Origin of the sequence: Shewanella atlantica, assembly GCF_003966265.1 — a bacterium.
GTDB lineage: Bacteria > Pseudomonadota > Gammaproteobacteria > Enterobacterales > Shewanellaceae > Shewanella > Shewanella atlantica.
On sequence record NZ_RXNV01000002.1, the window covers coordinates 17,754 to 36,144 of the forward strand.

16 protein-coding genes and 2 pseudogenes are annotated in these 18,391 nt (G+C 43.7%); 12 read left to right on the top strand and 6 right to left on the bottom strand.

Annotated features, from left to right (window positions below; translation table 11 throughout):
- The first annotated feature begins 607 nt into the window (after positions 1-607).
- Positions 608-2,674, top strand: a complete 2,067-nt coding sequence (locus tag EKG39_RS05380; protein WP_126504739.1) for a TonB-dependent receptor plug domain-containing protein — start codon at positions 608-610, stop codon at positions 2,672-2,674.
- A 41-nt stretch (positions 2,675-2,715) separates the two neighbouring features.
- Here EKG39_RS05380 and EKG39_RS05385 read toward each other — a convergent pair whose 3' ends face one another.
- Positions 2,716-4,617, bottom strand: coding sequence for a YfiR/HmsC family protein (locus tag EKG39_RS05385; RefSeq protein ID WP_126504740.1), 1,902 nt, complete (start codon positions 4,615-4,617; stop codon positions 2,716-2,718).
- A 932-nt stretch (positions 4,618-5,549) separates the two neighbouring features.
- On the opposite strand from EKG39_RS05385, the gene EKG39_RS05395 reads away from it, so the two are divergent.
- From EKG39_RS05395 to EKG39_RS05405, 3 genes are read left to right on the top strand one after another with little or no spacing between them, the layout of a single operon-like run.
- The gene (locus EKG39_RS05395) at positions 5,550-5,930 is read left to right on the top strand and encodes a RidA family protein (RefSeq protein WP_126504741.1); all 381 of its coding nucleotides are present in this window, start codon (positions 5,550-5,552) and stop codon (positions 5,928-5,930) included.
- A gap of 48 nt (positions 5,931-5,978) precedes the next feature.
- On the top strand, positions 5,979-7,253 hold the full coding sequence (locus EKG39_RS05400; protein ID WP_126504742.1) for an L-cysteine desulfidase family protein: 1,275 nt from the start codon (positions 5,979-5,981) through the stop codon (positions 7,251-7,253).
- Positions 7,254-7,308: 55 nt separating this feature from the next.
- Positions 7,309-7,956, top strand: a complete 648-nt coding sequence (locus EKG39_RS05405; protein ID WP_126504743.1) for a helix-turn-helix transcriptional regulator — start codon at positions 7,309-7,311, stop codon at positions 7,954-7,956.
- Positions 7,957-7,996: 40 nt separating this feature from the next.
- On the opposite strand, the gene EKG39_RS05410 is transcribed toward EKG39_RS05405, so the two are convergent.
- Positions 7,997-8,239, bottom strand: a complete 243-nt coding sequence (locus EKG39_RS05410) for a hypothetical protein (RefSeq protein WP_126504744.1) — start codon at positions 8,237-8,239, stop codon at positions 7,997-7,999.
- On the opposite strand from EKG39_RS05410, the gene yoaA reads away from it, so the two are divergent.
- The 4 genes from yoaA (at position 8,238) to EKG39_RS05430 (ending at position 11,951) form a co-directional block, all read left to right on the top strand.
- On the top strand, positions 8,238-10,112 hold the full coding sequence (gene yoaA, locus EKG39_RS05415; protein WP_126504745.1) for a DNA repair helicase YoaA: 1,875 nt from the start codon (positions 8,238-8,240) through the stop codon (positions 10,110-10,112). The two genes, EKG39_RS05410 and yoaA, sit on opposite strands and share 2 nt — an antisense overlap.
- Positions 10,113-10,131: 19 nt before the next feature.
- A complete protein-coding gene (locus tag EKG39_RS05420) occupies positions 10,132-11,016 on the top strand; it encodes an NAD-dependent epimerase/dehydratase family protein (RefSeq protein WP_126504746.1) in 885 nt (294 codons plus the stop codon).
- A 152-nt stretch (positions 11,017-11,168) separates the two neighbouring features.
- On the top strand, positions 11,169-11,639 hold the full coding sequence (locus EKG39_RS05425) for a DUF1643 domain-containing protein (RefSeq protein WP_185817528.1): 471 nt from the start codon (positions 11,169-11,171) through the stop codon (positions 11,637-11,639).
- 12 nt (positions 11,640-11,651) lie between these two features.
- A complete protein-coding gene (locus EKG39_RS05430) occupies positions 11,652-11,951 on the top strand; it encodes a hypothetical protein (protein ID WP_126504748.1) in 300 nt (99 codons plus the stop codon).
- A gap of 553 nt (positions 11,952-12,504) precedes the next feature.
- Here EKG39_RS05430 and ybeY read toward each other — a convergent pair.
- The 3 genes and pseudogenes from ybeY to EKG39_RS05445 form a co-directional block, all read right to left on the bottom strand.
- Positions 12,505-12,953: pseudogene (gene ybeY, locus EKG39_RS05435) on the bottom strand (rRNA maturation RNase YbeY).
- Between the two features lie 162 nt (positions 12,954-13,115).
- Positions 13,116-13,934: a hypothetical protein gene (locus EKG39_RS05440; RefSeq protein WP_126504749.1), complete on the bottom strand. Its 819-nt coding sequence runs from the start codon at positions 13,932-13,934 to the stop codon at positions 13,116-13,118.
- A 148-nt stretch (positions 13,935-14,082) separates the two neighbouring features.
- Positions 14,083-14,880, bottom strand: a complete 798-nt coding sequence (locus EKG39_RS05445; RefSeq protein ID WP_126504750.1) for a hypothetical protein — start codon at positions 14,878-14,880, stop codon at positions 14,083-14,085.
- Between the two features lie 173 nt (positions 14,881-15,053).
- Here EKG39_RS05445 and EKG39_RS05450 point away from each other — a divergent pair.
- Positions 15,054-15,236, top strand: a pseudogene (locus EKG39_RS05450) (NADPH-dependent FMN reductase); the annotation flags it as partial.
- Between the two features lie 90 nt (positions 15,237-15,326).
- On the opposite strand, the gene EKG39_RS05455 reads toward EKG39_RS05450, so the two are convergent.
- Positions 15,327-16,217: a LysR family transcriptional regulator gene (locus EKG39_RS05455; protein ID WP_126504751.1), complete on the bottom strand. Its 891-nt coding sequence runs from the start codon at positions 16,215-16,217 to the stop codon at positions 15,327-15,329.
- A 159-nt stretch (positions 16,218-16,376) separates the two neighbouring features.
- Here EKG39_RS05455 and EKG39_RS05460 point away from each other — a divergent pair, with 159 nt between their 5' ends.
- The 3 genes from EKG39_RS05460 (at position 16,377) to EKG39_RS05470 (ending at position 18,363) form a co-directional block, all read left to right on the top strand.
- On the top strand, positions 16,377-16,937 hold the full coding sequence (locus tag EKG39_RS05460; protein ID WP_126504752.1) for an NADPH-dependent FMN reductase: 561 nt from the start codon (positions 16,377-16,379) through the stop codon (positions 16,935-16,937).
- Positions 16,924-17,391: a Dps family protein gene (locus EKG39_RS05465; RefSeq protein ID WP_126505323.1), complete on the top strand. Its 468-nt coding sequence runs from the start codon at positions 16,924-16,926 to the stop codon at positions 17,389-17,391. Before EKG39_RS05460 ends, EKG39_RS05465 begins: the two co-directional genes overlap by 14 nt.
- Before the next feature lie 90 nt (positions 17,392-17,481).
- Positions 17,482-18,363 (top strand): glutathione S-transferase C-terminal domain-containing protein, encoded by an 882-nt coding sequence (locus tag EKG39_RS05470; protein WP_126504753.1) that lies wholly within the window; start codon positions 17,482-17,484, stop codon positions 18,361-18,363.
- The last annotated feature ends 28 nt before the right edge of the window (positions 18,364-18,391 follow it).

The window sequence follows — 18,391 nt, forward strand, 5'->3', positions numbered from 1 at the left end:
AAGTAAGCTTATTCATTAAGCTCTGTATTTAAACTAATCATTTTCTGAATCGATTGCAACCCCTTATTTCGCCCTATGAATATTCTTCATCTATAGGATGTTTGCTCGTTTTTATTACCGTTGCTCATGCGTGTTGTTCACTTGTGCGTACAATCAGGTTTGGTCATATCTTCAGGGGGCTGTTGCTTGTCTGAACCGTGAATAAGATAGCGGTCGGATGTTGAATGGTTTGTTCTCACGGTATTTATAGCGGTTTTCAATTTGTTGGCGTTGATGAAATTCATCAGTCAAGGCTTAAATTTATTATATGTCGAGAATATTTTACTTAGTCTGACAAAACGATTTACGAGGTGTGTTCTTTAGGCGGGACAATTGTTGGGGTCACTTTTTAGCGGTCAGGAATCATTATGTGGCAAGCCGTTTTAGCTTCATTTGTGATGATTGGTGAGAGAAGTGCGAGAAAAAGTAAGGGAGGTGTGGTCACCTGCTTTGGAACATAACAGCCGATTGCGGGGCAAAAGGTGAGCAGGATATCTATAATCAGTTGAGGCAGAGTATTAACCCTTTGGGTTGATTTTTGCCCTTTCGATAGCAGGAGGTGGGGTTAATGATAAGGGGAGCTTTACCCCTATTGGCATTAGTGCTGGGACTAATCGTGATCTCTGATTCAGCAAATGGGGCTGAATCAATTTTTGATCTCTCCTTAGAAGAGCTCGGAGAGGTAAGTGTATCGGTATCTTCAAAAGTCGACTTGCCAATGAGCCTATCCCCTGCATCTGTGAGTGTGTTCGACCATCGACAGCTTTACCAATCAGGAATTCATCAACTTGCTGATCTAGCCGACATCACACCAGCCTACGCCAGCTATAGCATTTTTGGTGAGCGGGTACTTGAAACCCGAGGACAGAAGGCGGGGAGTTTCGAGAACAATAAACATCTGGTGCTACTCGATGGTATTCGGTTAAATCACGCCAGAGCCAATAAGGCGCCTATCGAAAATGAGCTGCCGCTTTGGGCTATGGACAAACTACAAATATTACGCGGCCCTGCCTCGGCTCTGTACGGTCAAAGTGCATTTTATGGTGTAGTGAGCGTAGACTCGATGTTTTCTGAGACCGATGATCTGTCCGGTGAAGTGACCTACAGTCCTCAAAACGAGGGAGCGAGGTTGAATCTGATGGGGAACCTTCATACCGCTCTGGGACATTCATATCTGGTTTATTCTCAATTTGATAAAGAGAGCAATAATGCCTTCGTGGGACCGGAATTCAGTATTTACCAGCAATATTATGACGTTCAAGATGCTAACTTTGTCTATGCAAGACAGTACTTTAACCATGATCACTTAGGCGCATTTAGTCTCGGCTACATTGAGCTGGAGAGGCAAAGTGGTCTCGGGGAGCATTGGGTTGGAGATTTTTCAACGCCCGAAAATAATATCCTCTGGAGCACAGAAGTTATCTATCTTCAGTGGAATAAAAAGTGGAACGCACGATGGAATAGTTCACTGAAGTGGGTCAATAATAATTCAGTCGAACAGGGAACGGCGACTAACTCTAACCGGGAGCAGGCAATCGATGGCGAGCCAATTACATTTAATCAATATCGTGTCGATGTTAGATCTCAGTTAATTGAGGCTGAGTTGAGCTGGCAGATGGGAGAGCGAGAGTCCCTGATTGCGGGGTTATCGGTTGAGCAACGTCAGGACTTAGGTGGCTTTTTTGTCGCTGATCTTAGTGTCGACCAGCTTGCGGGCAATGGCAGCCATCGAGCGGATAGTGAGAGAGCGAAGTCTGATAAAGTATTGTATCAAGGGGCATACCTACAATATTACTCCCTGCTGTCATTCTGGGAGAACTTACACCTCACGGCCGGATTACGCTATGACAAGGGAGAATATCTTGATGATGATTTCTCTCAGTGGTCGCCGCGTATTGCCTTGGTGAAACAGTTCAATCCAAACTGGACCGCGAAGGCCTCATACAGCTCGGCCTTTCGATCGCCCGGACTGAAAGAGTATCTGTTAAATGCCGAGACCAAGGGCTACATTGCAGATCATGCGTTATCTGTAGACATTGCCTTAGGGAAAGTTTCTGAATCGCTAAATGCCGAGACCTTTGAGTCCACAGAGCTCTCATTCGTGTATCAAGATTCGCCTGTGATTGTGAAACTTAATGGGTTTTATAATCAAACTAAAAATGCACTCGATGGCCAAACCATAATGTTTATCGATAAACAAGGAGACCTGGTCAGTAAGAATAGCTTTTCAAATTCGTCGCAGGACTATTCGGTCTATGGCGCCGAAATTGAACTCGAGTGGCGATTATCGCCACTTTGGCACCTTACGGGTTTTATCAGTCAGGCGTTTAGCTACGATGATTCAAAGCTGGCGACCATGGATGTGGCGAAGTTCAAGAGTAACTTGTCACTTACCGGTGATCTGTCTTGGGCTACTCTAAACTTTAATCAAAGGTATCATGGTGATATCGATGGCGATGTAGATAATATCTCTACATTTGACACCACACTATCCGATCAGAGATCCGCATTGAATTGGTATATTAAGGTGGCGAACCTGTTCAATGAACAAAATTACTATCCTGTGAATGGGGCGGTGGGGAACCCAATGCCGGAAAGAACCTTTGAATTTGGTTTAGCCTATAAATTTAAATAGTATTATAGGCTTGATTCAGAGGTTGGCATTAGCGTCTAGTGCTAAAGGCTTGCTGGGAAGCTCATTTTGAATTGTGCGCCGGTTTGGCTGTCGATGCACTGAATATCCCCATTGAGTTTTTGAGTGACTAAGTTATAGCAGATATGCATACCAAGTCCGCTGCCGCCGCCACTTCGGTTGGTGGTAAAAAATGGGTCAAATACCTTCTCCTGTTCCTCCTTTTTGATCCCTTTGCCATTATCTGAATAATCGATGTTGAGTATCTCCTTTTCCTGCATAACCTTAATGCGGATCTTTCCGTTTTCTCGGTCGCCAAATCCATGAATGACAGAGTTGATAATCAGGTTGGTAAAAATTTGCGCCAATGCACCAGGTTCTCCTGTAAAAGTGAGCGACTCATCACACTCAATCTCAACCAGGTGATGCTTTTGCTTTAGTTTATGATGCAGGTTCTGGCAGATCTCCGTCAGGTACTCGTGAAAATTTATGGTGCGTGTCTCCTCGTGACTTTGATCTACAGATACTTGCTTAAAGCTCTGTATCAGGCTGCTGGCCCGTGCCAGGTTTCTGCTGATTAAGTCTCCTCCCAGCTGAATATCGCTTAGCATGTTTTCCAAATCCTCTTCAGAAACATTGCCTTGGTCATATTGCTGCTTGAAATGAGTAACGACTTCGTTGAGGTGACTGGAGGAGGTGATGCACACCCCTATCGGTGTATTAATCTCGTGGGCAATACCTGCAACCAGCCCACCGAGTGCTGCCATTTTTTCTGATTTAACGAGTTGATTTTGTGTACTCACTAACCTGGTATTCGTCTCCTCTAATAGGTTATTTTTTTCGGATAGCTGTAGGTTTATGCGCTTTTTTATCACGAAGCCTCTATAGATTAATACCAGTGAAATAATGACCGACAACATCAGGGCTATCGAGACATATAATGCGGTCATCTGTGTCTTAATTCGGCTGTTCTGCTTCTCTAGGGTATCGGTTTTTTGCTTGAGGGAGAGAGCGTGCTCCTCTATGTTTTTCCGGGATTCAGACAGTTGTGACTGCTGTTCAAGCAATAGTTGTTTGTTACGGTCGATCTGCGTCGATAGACGGGTTATTTCAACCGACTTACCTGCTAAGTCGGCCTGTTTTTCGCTAAGCATCCTATTGTTATTGTTTAACCTTTCTTTACTCTTCGATAAATTTGATTTGAGTAACTCAAAGTCAGTTTCTAACTGTTTGTTAGCCCTGAGTTGTTGTTGAATATGCGATTCCTGCTGGGCGATTAACTGCTTTTGATTTAATTGCTGTTTGGAGAGAGTGTCTAGTTTTTGTTGTTTTTCGATGACGTATGCTTCTAACTCACTGAGTCGTTTACGGTTACTCTCCTGGCTGGCTTCCATCTCCTTGACCATTGAGGCTATTTCTATTTCTGTTCCACCTAGGATGACAATATCTTTGGATGCTGTCAGCTGGTGGTAAATCAGGTTATAGCGGTTAATTTCAAACCCTATAGTCTTACCTTTATTGATGAAGTTAATGCCGAGTAGTTGTTTCTCTATTGCGTTATCGGCGATAACAAGCACCGGTCTGCTCTTGATAAATGAGTTGATCACACTTAATTGAGGTTCAAATTTTTTAGTGACCAGAACGATATCAATATTGCTTAAGTTATTGATGTTTCTTGTCGGTATCACTTCGATAGATAGGCTGCGAATAGACTGTTTCTCAAGTGTTTTAAGTACGTTTAGCAACACCTTGTCGTCACCGTAGTAAGCGAGCTTTAGGGATTGTTTATCTCCTTCATTTGGCCATCTTATATACTTTATGAAATTATAGATGTAAGCAGTTTTGATCTGCTGTGGAGAGAGCTCAGCCGAATGGCCCGGCTGAGGAGCGATAAACAAAAGTGTCAGGCTTATAAGGGCGATATATACATATTTTGAATCTGGCATGATATGAGTCGATGCTGTGCATTCCCGTTTGAGCTATCTATGACTGGGTACCTATCTATTAGGAGTAGCTATCTATGATCTGGTACATAGTTTGTTATAAATGGTTTCGTATCATTCTTTTCTTATAAATAGTTTGTCTCAATGGCTTGTATGAATGTTTTTGGTAAACAAGCTGTCTAAAAGCCGAAGCACAATAAAGTCTATTAGATAAAGAATAGGAGATATCACACTGATTTCCACCCATTCAGCAGGTGGCTGAACTACTGTGTCAAATTAGATGAGTCATCTGCTTCTTTGCCCATGAAAGTTTGCCCATGGGTGTTTGTCGATGAAAGTTTGCTGTCACCCACCTCTACAGTTCTGTGGCTAAGGCTTTGGTTCGATGACGCCTTCGAGCTGACTAAAGTGTTTCCACAGGTAAGAACTGATATCTATAAAGCCTTTCTATTACCAATCGGTATAACTATAAGTGCTATAGGATAGAAAGGCGGTACTTGTGTGAATAACAAATTAGCTCAACATGTGCTGGAAAAGGATCAGGGAGGCAATGCCACTTAACACAACCCAGATTAGGTTAAAGCGCAGACTAACTAAAGTACAGACTATGGCTGCACCTATGGTGGTCGCATAAACCTCATCGGTTAGACCTTAGATAATTAGGTTGCTATGATTCAAATCTATTTGAGCGAAATCGATTCGCAAGTAAATTTGCAAGTAAGGTTGGCTTGGAACAGGTTATGAATCATTAAGTCTTCAGTGGTGGCTAGTGAATGAGGCGCTCTATGTGGCGTGAGTGTTCCGTACTTTTACTTGTGTGGGAATGATTGTTTAGATGTGTACCATTTTGAGGTTGAATCTCTTCTTGCAAAAATTCTTGCGCAATTATTTTTGAGTGGTTAAGCTTGTCTCAAGTTAAATAATCAGGAGTAATCATGAAAAAAATCATTACATCAGACAAAGCCCCCGAAGCCATTGGTCCTTATTCACATGGTAATGCCTACGGAAACCTCATTTTCACTTCTGGCCAGTTACCTATATGTAAGAAAGAAGGTGGTGTTGTCGAAGGGGGAATTTCGGCGCAATCTCGTCAATCTCTGGAAAACCTGAAATCTGTTCTTGAGGCCGGAGGAGGGGATATGGAAACGGTACTGAAGACCACATGTTATCTTTCGGATATTCAAGATTTCGCCGCATTCAATCAGGTGTATCAGGAGTTTTTCGAACATGACTGCCCGGCACGCAGCTGTTTTGCGGTGAAAGACTTGCCTCTTGGTGTCAAAGTTGAAATTGAAGCTATCGCATTTGCTAGATAATGTTCTACATATCAGATAGTTAAAGTAATCTAACAGTGAGGGAGTCCTTTGAAACATCAATGGCAGCAATACCAAGCAATTCTTAATGCCGTCGTTAAGCCCGCATTAGGCTGTACCGAGCCAATTTGTGCGGCCTACGCCTCAGCGGTTGCGGCAGCAATGCTGGCGTCAAAGCCGGAGAGTATCTCTGTTCATGTTTCCGATAATCTGTACAAAAATTCCATGGGCGTTTTTGTTCCGGGCACAGGGAAAATAGGACTCGCTATCGCTGCTGCTGTCGGTGCAATCGGCGGTGACTCTGATGCAGGCCTTGAAGTGCTGGCATCAATTACACCTGACCAGGTGGAGCGGGCGCAATTGATGATAGACGATGGTCACGTTTCGGTGAACAGAACTCAAACAGATGAATTTATTTACTGTTATGTTAAGGCACGCTGTGGTGACGATGTTGTGACAGTCAAGATCTCTGGTGGTCATACGCAAGTGATCGAAAAAACGTTAAATGGTGAGCTTGTGTTTACCAAAGAGGTTAGTGCTTCTGCATCGACGGCGGGGGTTTGCGATGGTGTCGAAATCAGCATTGCCGGAATTTATGATTACGCCACTCAGGTTAACTTTGAAGATATCAAATTTATCCTGGATGCGTCAGAACTTAATACTAAGTTATCTGCCGAAGGACTGGCCAATGAGTATGGTTTACAAGTTGGCAGAACCATAGATAAAAGTATTCAGGATGGCTTTATGTCTTCGGATTTTGCCAATAATATCCTTATGCATACTGCGGCAGCATCTGATGCAAGAATGGGAGGAGCAAGCCTTCCGGCTATGAGTAATTACGGTAGTGGCAATCAAGGGATAGCGGCAACATTACCCGTAGTTATGACGGCAAAACACTATCAAGCCAGTGATGAGTTGCTCGCAAGGGCATTGATCATGAGCCATCTTGGGGCTATCTATATTAAGTCTCATTATCCACCCTTGTCGGCATTTTGTGGTAACACAGTGACAAGTGCTGCGGCGGCAATGGCTATGGTATACCTTGCCGGTGGCAGTTATCAGCAATCATGCTTCGCGATTCAAAATGTCATGAGTGATTGCTCTGGCATGGTGTGTGATGGGGCTAAGTCAACTTGTGCAATGAAGGTCAAGACCTCAACTGGAAGCGCGGTTAATGCATTTATGTTGGCGATTCAAAGTACTGCAGCTCAAGATCAGGGGATCGTCGCTGAAGATGTTGAGCACACAATCCGCAATATTGGTCAGTTGGTTACCTTAGGTATGAGTAACACAGACACCACAATCATTGATATAATGTCAGCTTGAGTATCGATTGAAACGTCATATTACTGAGTGGCGTTTTTTTGAAGGGAGATCGTGAGTGCGACAATTAACGATAGGCGATCATGCCATATTGAAAGCTTGTGAAAACATTATCGATGGCATCGCCGCCATGTATGGTGAGCATACCGAGGTATTGTTACATAGTCTGGATGCAAACAATCCATCTATCACTAAGATTGCCAATGGTCATATCACGGGTCGAACTGTAGGAGCACCTATCACTAACCTTGCGTTGATGAAGCTAAATGAAGGGCAAGATGTTTCTGACTCATATATGACCCGGAGTCCGGATGGTAAAACATTAAGGTCCATCACCATAGTGATCCGTAATGAAGAGCAAGATGCTATCGGTTTACTCTGTATCAACTCAGATCTCGACGCGCCGTTTCAGTCTGTTATGCGAACCTTGTTACCGGGTCTTGCCCCCAAAGTCGATTCAGGCTTTACACCGGAAACCTTCGCCAGAAGCAATGATGAGATGATGCTGAGTTCAATCGAGAGCGTGCGAACTCAGGTGATGGCTGATGATACCCTCTCGCCGTCGAAGAAAAATCGAGAGATAGTTATCCGGCTCAATGATCTGGGCATCTTCGATCTTAAAGACAGTGCTCAGATCGCTGCCAAGGGCTTAGATATCTCTATACACACTATCTATCGCTATCTACGAGAGTTGAAGACCGCATAATTACGTTTTACTGATCCTACGAGTCTATGTTCTTATAGACTCATTGTTTCGATTTCAGTGCAGAAACCTCTCCTCTATGAGCTGGCATATCTATCGATACTAGCTCTGGTGTACCTTTGTTCTTGATAAATCTGATAACGAGACTTGAAGCACTATGATAATCAGGGATAATAGCCGGGCTATTATTTTTTGACTTACCCGCCTGAGAAAACGACGCCTTGACTAACACAACGACAAGCAGATTAACAAAAGAGATCGCACTGGCGTTCGGAAGCGATGGCATGCTTGCCCGCCACATTCAAGGCTATAGCGCACGTGATGTGCAGATTCAGATGGCCGAAGCCGTTTGTGATGCCATCGTTAACAAGAGCGACCTGGTGGTTGAAGCGGGCACGGGGGTAGGTAAAACATTTGCCTATCTTATTCCAGCATTGCTCAGTGGCAAGCAGGTGATTATCAGCACCGGCAGTAAAAACCTCCAGGAACAGCTGTTTTATAAAGATTTGCCCAGTTTACTCTCCATGTTGGAGATATCCCCTAAGGTCGCATTATTGAAAGGACGCAATAACTACTTGTGTCAGGATTTGATGGAGAAGCAGCTTAATGGTTGTGATTCATTAGATCCCAAAGTGTTAGATGACCTGTTACGCATCAATCAATGGGCGGGGCAGACCAGTGACGGCGATCTTGGCGGCTTAACCTCGATTTCTGAAAATGCCGATGTGTTGCCGCTTATTGCCAGCAGTCGAGAAAAGTGTACCGGCAAACGATGCGACCACTACGAGGCGTGCTTCACCCGTAAGGCAAGAAGTCGAGCTATGGATGCCAAGGTTATCGTGGTCAACCATCATCTGTTTTTTGCCGACAGGGTGTTGAAAGAGACGGGGTTTGCCGAGCTGCTACCCGACTCCGATGTGGTGGTATTCGATGAGGCACACTTGCTCAGTGATATTGCAGTGACCTATTTCGGTCAACAAACCTCCACACGAAGTCTGACCGACCTGCTTAATCATATTATTGAGGTATACCGCGGAGAGTTGAGAGACTCGCCGCAGATAGAAGCCCTAACGTCACGCTGCATTACTCAGTTAAACGATTGGCATCAACAGATGTTTGATCGCTATGATTCTGATTGGCGTCACTTGATGGGGGACAGGGAACTGGCTGCCAGTTCATGGGGGCTATTGAAAGAACTTCAGTTGCTCGAGACCCTGTTACAATCGCATGTGGGACGGAGTGAAGAGCTGGATGATGGCCTTGAAAAACTTAACGGGTTCATCAGTAAGTTAACCGTATTTTTTCAATGTGAAAATAATCAGGCCGCATACAGTGTCGAGTACGGCCACAGATATCTGACTTTGCGTATTGCCCCGATCAATGTCGCTCGTGAGTGTGAGAAGCTATTCGATGCCCAGACCAGCTGGGTGTTTACCTCTGCAACCCTGCAGATAAACAGAGATCTGACTCTGTTTACCAAGGGGCTCGGGATCACAAAAGCCAGGCAGCTGATCTTAGAGAGTCCCTTCGATTACCCAAATAATGCGCTTCTGTGTGTGCCAAGGCATCTTTCTAAGGTGAGCAATCAAGGCGCAGCGGTCAAAGAGTTAGTCGATATCGCATCTCAGGCTATCAATGCTGCGCAGGGACGTACCTTCATCCTGTTTACCAGTCATCGTATGATGAATGCCTGTGCGAGCGTACTGCAAAGCCGGGTTGCCTATCCCCTGTTAGTACAGGGGCAGGGGAGCAAACAGAGTCTGCTCAAAAAATTTCGTCAACTCGGTAATGGCGTGCTACTCGGAACCGGCGCTTTCTGGGAGGGGGTCGATGTGCGGGGCAAACTCCTGAGCTGTGTGATCATAGATAAACTGCCCTTTGTATCGCCTGATGACACGCTTTATCAGGCCAGAGCCGATAGTATCTCCCGTGAGGGGAAAGATCCCTTCTCGACTATCTCATTGCCCCAGGCGGTGATATCACTCAATCAGGGAATGGGTCGATTGATACGTGACGAGAAAGACAAAGGGGTATTGATCCTCTGTGATAACCGTATCGTTAACCGTGCATACGGTCAGGCCTTCCTGAACTCGCTGCCGCCCATGGCAAGAACCCGGGATATGGGCAGGGTGGTGAATTTCTTGAAACAGATAAAATAGACACATAAGGAAATAGACCTTGAAGGTTTTAGTGACAGGCAGTGCCGGCAGAGTCGGGCGCGCCATCTATATCCAGTTGATGCAGCAGCATCATGTGGTCGGTATCGATACAACGCCGTGTTCAACGGCCGATTTTGTTGGCGATATCCGTGATGTTGACCTACTCAACAAGGCGTTAGATGGCGTCGATGTTATTGTGCACTGCGCGGCGCTACATGCCCCTCATGTGGGATTACTGACGGATAGCGAATTTGAAGATATCAATGTGAAAGCGACTGAGTTGCTGGCGTTAGAGGGGCTGAAACACGGAATTAAGCAGTTCATCTTTACCAGCACCACGGCCCTCTATGGACACGCCTCAACGCCAACCGGCACTGCCGGGTGGGTTAATGAACAAGTAAAGCCACAGCCTAAAACGGTTTATCACAGATCTAAGATAGAAGCGGAGCTGTTACTGGAGAAGATCTCTCATCTGTTTAACCTACCGCTGACGGTACTGCAGATGTCCCGTTGCTTTCCCGAGAGAGCCGATCTGATGGCCGTTTACCGGTTAAGTCGTGGCATAGACTTTCGTGATGTCGCCAGTGCTCATGCTTGCGCGATAGACAAGCGTCTGCCCGGTTTCAGACGTTATATCATCTCCGGCCGGACGCCATTCGATCCATCCATGTGTGAACGTCTCTATCTCGATGCCGGGACAGTGATAAGAGAGACTGTGCCCACTCTTGCTCAGGAGTTTATGCAACGTGGGTGGCGCTTACCTGATTCTCTCGACAGGGTGTATGATTCGACACTTGCGCAAAAAGAGCTGGATTGGCAGCCCAAATATGGCTTCGAGGCAGTGCTCAATATGCTCGATAGTGAACTGCCTGAGGTGCTGCCTGTACCAGGTGTTCGTTACTAGCAGCAGTGCAATTTATTATTCTGCGGTGTTAAGGCAATCACAGTGATTTAATAGTAATCGTTATTATCATGGTATTGAGCAAGGCCAATCATAGAAATGCTTGGTAGCATCATTAATCTAGTTCAAATTGAGATCATTGGAGGAAGAACATTTTGATTAAAAGTGCTGTATTGTCTGACTGTCGAGATTATAGGTACTCTCTATGGAGAACCTGGGACGAAGATAAGCCATATGCTTTATTCATTGGCCTTAACCCTTCTACTGCTGATGAAGTTGAGGATGACCCAACTATTAGAAGGTGTGTCAATTTTGCTCGTGATTGGGGCTATGGTGGGTTATGTATGGCTAATCTATTTGCCTTTAGAGCAACTGAGCCCAATGTAATGAAATCTGCTCCAGATCCTATTGGTGAAGCTAATGACACATGGCTTGTACAATTAGCTGATGGTGCAGGTGTTGTGATTGCTGCTTGGGGAAATGATGGTACTTTTTTAGGGCGGTCTAGAACAGTACTTGAATTAATCGATGGTGTTAAGTGTTTAAAATTGAACAAGTCTGGTGAACCTGCACACCCACTGTATCAGCCAAAAAACTCAAAGCCGATTGAACTCGTGAGATCATAAGAGGGGGGGGGCATGGATAACTTTAAATCGTCAGTGATGACGGGAGAGATAGCCTCAGCGATGAAGCTATGCTCATACGTGAAATGGTTTAAGGTCATACTGGCTGTAGTCGTTTCCATTGCGTATCTGGTAGGGAGTGCTTGGCTTGCGGAGATCCTGATAGTAGCGGTTGTTACCTCATTAATTTTACCACTAGGTTTCTTTGATGTTTTTATTCAAAAACTGCTGGAATACAACACGCAACTCCTTGAGGAGCGCATACATTTGAATACCAATGAGCCGAATGTTCACTTAAATAGCAAAATTCGCTGACAGAGGTTTTTGAACGCTCTCGATTTCGGCTGAAAGGTGAAGTCTGAGGAAGAGAGCGAAAACTTGACTGCTCTTGTTGTTGCTCAGTCGCCTGATGATATGTAATACAGAATCGAACCCGCGATACATAATAATCCGATAATAATTGCCAAAATCAGGCCGAGATCTATGTGCTCCATGCTATCCCTTAACGATCCTTGTTAATGATGCGGAAAGTATAGCAGTGGCAGTAACTTAATGGTAACGACAATTATCATGGTATTGGCGTAACTCGTTTCTGCCCCTTTCCTTGTTAGAGCGTTTGCTTATTCATATCCTGTTCATTGAAATTTGACATACATTTACTCATGTTACTGGTGATACACCATAGCACCATCACAGGGGGCATTTCCGTTAATGCTTGGTTATAGATGCATGCCTATTTTAAGAGAGGGTTACAATTTTCCGTATCTTTTCCAAAATTAGTTAGCCATATTACAGACCACAGCAACTCAATATTTTATTACTAAAACCCTTAGTAAATATGTCCTAGTTTTAACTCAAACTGTCGCTATTAATACTGATTTTTAAAGCCCATCGACTGCATAATTTCTGTTTCAAGGGATTCCATTTTTTCCGCTTCCTCATCCTCGATATGGTCATAACCTAATAGATGTGGTGAGCCATGTACAACCATATGCGCCCAACGGGCTTTAAGTTCTTTACGCAGTTCCCCGGCCTCCTTTTAACCACTTGCTTGCTAATTATGATGTCACCCAACAAATTTATCTCAATACCTTCCAGTACCTCAAACGGGAAGGACAGGACGTTGGTTGGCTGATCTATGCTGCGGTATTTGTAGTTAAGGTGGTGGATCTCTTCTTCGTCAACCAGACGAATGGTTACTTTAGCGTCTGGCTTAAACAAAGAAACAGTGGATGTAAGCCAGTACTGAAAATCTGCCGTTACTGGCAGATTTTCAGTACTTTCGACAACAATTTGCAGGTCTAATTCAATACTCATCTATTCATCTATTCATCTTCTTTGCGTGTTTTTCCATATTTCACTTGGTGTAGAGACAACAATAAGAGTCATCTCTTTTTCAATACTTGGATAGCTGCTGTCGCAATACATATCAGAATGAGATGCAATTTAAATTTTCAGTTAAAACTCAAGACTAAAGTGCTATCTTGCTTTATTGGTTATTGTGTCATTTAGCTGCTTTGGAGTCTTACCAGTAAAGTCTATCCAAGCATTGGTGCCTAATAGTTCAGCGCCTTTAACACTTGGCTCATCGTAACGCATTACAAAGTTCTTCGGTCCATGAGCATAAGCAACTGATACACCATACCTTGCATCTAAAAACCCACCGTGTGGTACCAAGCCAGGATAACTAATACGCAAGCCGTTACCATTGAGTCCGACTATGCCAATGCTCAGTTTCGCGATAACATTATCCGGCAATACAAAAAACCATGTCCATGGTCCGCCAGACAGCAATGTGGCCACTTCGTCTATACCCATGCCACTGTCATCGCTATTCACATGGAGTTTGCCATATTTCTTGTTGGCGAAAGTCATAATATCCGCCGTCAAAGTGCGCAAATCATAAACTTTCGGATAGGGTTCTCCACCAACTTCTGAGCTTGATACAAAACCGCCACGGTGTGCTTCGGGTTTGCGGCCAGCAAGCTCAATTTGCTCGAGTAACTCCCCTCGGTGCAAAGCAAAAATATCTAACAGCATCGTTTTTTCATCTGCATTTAACGGTCGGCTGTTTGATACTTTCAGGATAGGCAATGCTGTTTCAGGCAAAGGTAAGCGGCTTACTCGTACGCCAATAGATCTAAGTACTTTGTTGACTGCTTTTACGCCATGGGTCGCATTCCTACCATCGCTGTATGAAAGCTTTATTGTTTCCTGGGGGTTATCTTGTTGTGCAAAACTGACCTCAGGAAGCACTATCAACAAAAAAGATAGCAATAATTTGGGCAACATTTTCATTGAAACACTCCAATATGGTGACAAAGCAAAGATATTCAACTTGGCAGCTATGATTTGAATTTTCACGGTTTATATAATTAGTGCCAGAATCACACCTGAAGATAACCATGAGTCAGCCAAGCTGAACGTCTTTATCTGAGAATCGAACTTAATCGAGTAGCTTAGGAGTTTTGCCTGTTAGGTCTATCCATGAATTAGTACCCAATAGCTCGGCACCTTCTACGCTTGGCTCTTCATAACGCATGACAAAGTTTTTCGGTCCATGGGCATAAGCAACAACTAAACCATACTCAGGATCGAGGAAACCACCATGTGGTACTAATCCAGGATAACTGATGCGCCATGCCTGGCCGTCAATACTCACATGACCCAAGGTTAGTTTACCAATAACATTATCCGGTAATAAGAAGAACCAGGTCCATGGCCCACCTGACACAATTGTCATTACCTCATCAATACCCATGCCACTATCATCGCTGTTGACATGAAGCTTGCCAAATTTTTCTTGCAGAAAAGCGATAACTTCGGCCGTCATTGCGTTCATATCGTAGACTTTCGGATAAGGTGCCATTCCGTCCTCACCTGTTGTAAGAAATCCGCCTCGATGAGCTTCAGGCTTACGACCGGCCTTGCTAATTTGGTCTAATAACTGTCCTCGATGTAAAGAAAAATGGGATATTAGTTTTGTGCTTTCCTCTTGAGTAATGGCTCTTGTTTTAGATGCTTCGAGTATTGGGGTTGCTTCTTCCGGCAATGGCAAGGTACTGACTCTAACCCCAACGGTATGCAATACGGCATTAACATTGTCTACGCCTTTCGTAGCCGTTCGGCCGTCACTATATGAAAGTGTTAATTGACCTTCTGTTTCAGCTGGAGTGGCAATTACACTTGTTGCTGATAGTGCTAAAACACCTGATAACAATAATAAACTTAATTCTTTTTTCATGGGTTGGTGCTCCTCATGTGTCTGAATGATGAAATAATTTACAACTTCAGTTTAGTAAGAGTTGCTACTTAGAAAAACCTGATCACAGTGAACTGACTATCTACCAAGAGTAAACAATGAGTTCTTATGTCAGTAGAAAAGGTTGAAAGTGGAAACATTAAATGGTGACTATGGGGGCGTCCAGTGTATTAGCCACGGCTATTAAATCGGCGCCATATTTCGATGGAGTTGTGAAAGCCAGTCTGTCGCTCCCCAGCTTCTTTGATAATTTTGATAGCGAAAAACAGATGCTAAAACATGAAGAGCTAGATGAACAGCTCAGGGATGCAATCAGTCACTTAAATAATTTAAAGTAAAGACAGTTACCAAGGCTAGCCAGTTGAACAAACGCTAACCTTATAGATCGAGTGTAATGCAAATAAGAAAAGTCAGTACGGTTTAGCGGCCTATTTCGAAAAATACGCTACGAGATAATCTATAAAGGAGCGAACTTTTTGTGATTGCTCTTTATGATAAGGATAAATGGCATAAAGAGCGTGTTTTTCGGCTTCCCATGCAGGTAATAACTTGGTGAGCTCTCCTGATTTTATTTCTTTATCTACAAATATCTCTGGCGTAAGCACGATGCCAAGTCCAGCTAAAGTGGCTTGTTTTAAAGCTAAACCATTATTAACCGCATATGATCCAGGCGACAAATCTATTGCTTTGATTTTATCCTGCTGGCGAAACACCCAATGTCTAGGTGATGATGATAAGCTATAGATAAGACAGTTATGTGAAACTAGGTCATCTGGAGTCACTAGCTTATCCGCATGCTGGATATATTCTGGCGATGCGCACAGAACCCGTTTCAACTCTAATAGCTTTCGGGATTTAAGGCTGGAGTTTTTTAGTTCTCCACCACCTCTAATTGCAACATCTAAGCCTTGCTCAACCAGATCCACATATTGATCACTTAGGGTGAGCTCGACAGATATTTCCGGATGTAGGCGCATAAACTCACATATGGCAGGGTTTATTTGTAATATTCCCATCGACATGGGGACGCTAACTTTAATCAATCCTCTAAGGTAATGAGATGACTCTATTATCGATAGGTCTGCATTTGTTAGTTCATCTAAGATATTACTTATATGGTTGTAATATCTTTGCCCACTTTCAGTAATGTGCATTTTTCTGGTGGTGCGGTTAATCAGTGGAGTTTTAAGGTAATCCTCGAGTTCATTGATATTCTTGCTTATCGCAGCTTTTGACAAGCCCAAGTCTTCGGCAGCAGCCTTAAAACTGCCTAACTCGATGACACGTCTGAATACGGTGATAGCGCGTAACTTGTCCATCAATTTCCTTTGAATTTAAAAATAGTTCACCCTCAGTAAATTATCATATCACTAAACCTATGTTTATCCACTAAAACAAGGCGGATATATTTGTCGTCAGTTACAAACACCAGCCTAGTGTAATGAAATTAACACTGGCATACCGTTAAGGAAAAGCTAATGAAAAAGATACTCGCATTCTCAGGTAGTAATCATAGCCAATCGATTCACAATGTGTTGATTCAATCACTGGCGGAAAAGGCCAAAATTGCACAGGTAACAACTCTTGACCTGACAGAGTTTGAGTTACCTATGTACGGCATTGATGTCGAATCTGAAGGTATGCCTGCTATGGCTATTAAGCTGAAAGAAGTCATGAGTGAGCATGATGCATTAATTATTGCCTCCCCTGAACACAACGGTTCGATGCCAGCATTTTTAAAAAATGTCATCGACTGGCTCTCTCGTATTGCAGAACCAGGTCAGTCTTTCTTTGGCAGCAGTAAAAAGCCTGTTCTATTGGTTAGCGCATCTCCGGGCGAAAATGGGGGAGCAACAAACTTGAAAAACATGGCTGAACTGATGCCTTGGTGGGGTGGTGATGTTAAAGGCATCTATAGCCTGGGGAATTATCAAGACCAAGTTCAAAGCGGAGAGTTTAACGCTGAGACACATGAAGAATTAAAAGCGCTAATGACCTCCTTTGAAAAATCGTTACAGGAGAAATCTGATGAAAGTTGATATCGGTATTAACGAGCAAGACCGCATTGAAATCGCTCAAGGGCTAAAACTGCTCCTAGCGGATTCCTACACCTTGTATCTGCAAACACATAATTTTCATTGGAATGTAACTGGGCCACAGTTTCGCGAGTTACACCTGATGTTTGAAGAACATTACACTGAACTGGCTACGGCGGTTGATGAAATAGCCGAACGGATTAGAACTTTGGGGGAAATAGCTCCAGGTACGTACAAGGTGTTTTCTGAACTCAGCTCGATCTCTGAGGTGGAAGGGGTCCCAGCTGCAAAAGAGATGATAGAGATTTTAGTACGTTCTCATGAGCAAGTCGTCAAAACCAGTCGAGAAGTGTTAAAGCTAGCGCAAGAAGCTGAAGATGAGTCAACAGCATCCTTGGTATCTGACCGAATGCGTGAGCATGAAAAGACAGCTTGGATGTTACGTTCTACGCTTTAGGTCCAATCACACGGTTTCAATGTTAGCGGTGCCGCATTTCGACGAAAGCTAATACCGCTAACAAATTTTCCAGATTATAAGGAGCAATTCATGGCCGTTTTAGATAAAGGGGTATGGTATCCGAATAAAGATGTACACGAACTATCGCACGAAGACAGCTTTCATCTTCCAGAAGCGCTTCAAGCAGGACGATATCACTTATATATGTCACTTGCCTGCCCCTTTGCCCATCGCCCTTATCTGGTGATCAGTTACCTAGGTTTGCAACATGCGATTACTGTTTCTTCAGTTGCTGCAAAACGTTATTCCGATGGCTGGGTATTTGACGATGAAAATCCAGATGAAGTCAATCGAATACAGAGTTTGGTTTCGTTATATCAAAAAGCAAACCCCACTTACTCAGGAAGAGTCACAGTGCCAGTTCTTTGGGATAAAGAGCAAAATATAATCGTAGGTGATGACTCATCCTCTATGGCGATGGACTTAGCAACTAAGTGGTTGCCTTTAGCGACAAATCAGGTTGAACTCGCCCCAAAATATCTAAGAGAAGAGATCGCGTTTTTTAATGATTGGCTGCATCAACACGTTAACAGAAAGGTCTACCATGTGGGTTTCGCTCCAGATCAGGCTAGCTATGACACTGCCAGTGAAGTGTTATTTTCTGCTTTAGAGCAACTTAATACTCGCCTAAGTAAGTCTCGCTATTTGCTCGGAGACGAGATCACTTTATCCGACCTATTTTTAATCCCTACGCTAGTTCGTTTCGAAGCCGTTTACGAAGTGCATTTTAAGGCAAATAAGAAGCAGCTTAAATCATTTGAACACCTGTATAAGTACATGCTGGATTTACTTCGCATTTCTAGTATCAGAAAAACGATCGATATCGATTATATGAAGCTCCATTATTATTTTTCTCATAAGCACATTAATCCGACAGGCATAGTCCCCGCAGGCCCTGAAATACCTTGGTAATTTGACGTTTCGTCGTGTGCATTTAAAT

Bases quoted from the DNA above. Each gene is read 5' to 3' on its own strand.
- EKG39_RS05385 (WP_126504740.1), bottom strand. From the start codon at position 4,617: ATGCCAGATTCAAAATATGTATATATCGCCCTTATAAGCCTGACACTT.
- EKG39_RS05455 (WP_126504751.1), bottom strand. From the start codon at position 16,217: ATGGACAAGTTACGCGCTATCACCGTATTCAGACGTGTCATCGAGTTA.
- EKG39_RS05380 (WP_126504739.1), top strand. From the start codon at position 608: ATGATAAGGGGAGCTTTACCCCTATTGGCATTAGTGCTGGGACTAATC.
- EKG39_RS05430 (WP_126504748.1), top strand. From the start codon at position 11,652: ATGGATAACTTTAAATCGTCAGTGATGACGGGAGAGATAGCCTCAGCG.
- EKG39_RS05410 (WP_126504744.1), bottom strand. From the start codon at position 8,239: ATGCCATCGCTTCCGAACGCCAGTGCGATCTCTTTTGTTAATCTGCTT.
- yoaA (WP_126504745.1), top strand. From the start codon at position 8,238: ATGCTTGCCCGCCACATTCAAGGCTATAGCGCACGTGATGTGCAGATT.
- EKG39_RS05445 (WP_126504750.1), bottom strand. From the start codon at position 14,880: ATGAAAAAAGAATTAAGTTTATTATTGTTATCAGGTGTTTTAGCACTA.
- EKG39_RS05460 (WP_126504752.1), top strand. From the start codon at position 16,377: ATGAAAAAGATACTCGCATTCTCAGGTAGTAATCATAGCCAATCGATT.
- EKG39_RS05395 (WP_126504741.1), top strand. From the start codon at position 5,550: ATGAAAAAAATCATTACATCAGACAAAGCCCCCGAAGCCATTGGTCCT.
- EKG39_RS05470 (WP_126504753.1), top strand. From the start codon at position 17,482: ATGGCCGTTTTAGATAAAGGGGTATGGTATCCGAATAAAGATGTACAC.
- EKG39_RS05440 (WP_126504749.1), bottom strand. From the start codon at position 13,934: ATGAAAATGTTGCCCAAATTATTGCTATCTTTTTTGTTGATAGTGCTT.